The 292-nt window shown below is 71.2% G+C and carries 1 pseudogene; it reads right to left on the minus strand.

Annotated elements, in window-relative coordinates:
- Window positions 1-292: pseudogene (locus tag B5P40_RS32515) on the minus strand (PAS domain-containing sensor histidine kinase); the annotation flags it as partial.

Raw genomic sequence — 292 nt, forward strand, 5'->3', positions numbered from 1 at the left:
GTGAGCGTGCCGATGTACATGCGCCGCAGGCCGTCGCGCGCCAGCGCGCGCTCCTGGTATTCGCGGTTGGCCTCTTGCACGGCGATGGCATTGGCCACCAGCACGGGCGGCAGCGGCACCGTGACCTGCAGGAAGCGCGGCTCCACCAGCAGCCCCAGGCTGGATTCGGACACCGTGGCGATGGCCTTGACGCGCGCATCGGCCACCGAGGCGGGGGCGGCCACATCGTCGAGCCCTTCGATCTGCGCCACCGCGTTCTGCTGGCGCACGGTGCGCAGCTGCTGGCTGGACA

Origin of the sequence: Bacillus sp. SRB_8 (assembly GCF_003264205.1) — a bacterium.
GTDB classification, from domain to species: domain Bacteria; phylum Bacillota; class Bacilli; order Bacillales; family Bacillaceae_G; genus Bacillus_A; species Bacillus_A mycoides.